Annotated in this window: 1 protein-coding gene; it reads left to right on the forward strand. The window is 69.4% G+C overall.

The features are described 5' to 3' along the window. A partial coding sequence (locus ACLJZ5_RS22165) for a CheR family methyltransferase (RefSeq protein ID WP_410959039.1) occupies window positions 1-232 on the forward strand: 232 nt, incomplete at both ends.

The following is a 232-nucleotide window of genomic DNA, read 5'->3' on the forward strand; positions in this document are numbered from 1 at the left end:
CAGCGCGGCGTCGCGCAGCGGCTGGCGCGGTCGGACCTGCGCATCCTCGCGACCGACCTTTCGACCGAGATTCTCGCGACCGTGGCGCGCGGACGCTATACGCAGGATACCGCCAAGGGCGTGCCTGCAGAGCTGCGTCGCCTGTGGATGACGCCGGTCGACCGCGAGGTGGAGGTCGATCCCCTGCTGCGCGAGCGCATCGCCTATCGCAAGCTCAACCTGCTCGAGGACT

Source organism: Salmonella sp. 5800 (assembly GCF_046558195.1).
Classification (GTDB): domain Bacteria; phylum Pseudomonadota; class Gammaproteobacteria; order Enterobacterales; family Enterobacteriaceae; genus Salmonella; species Salmonella enterica.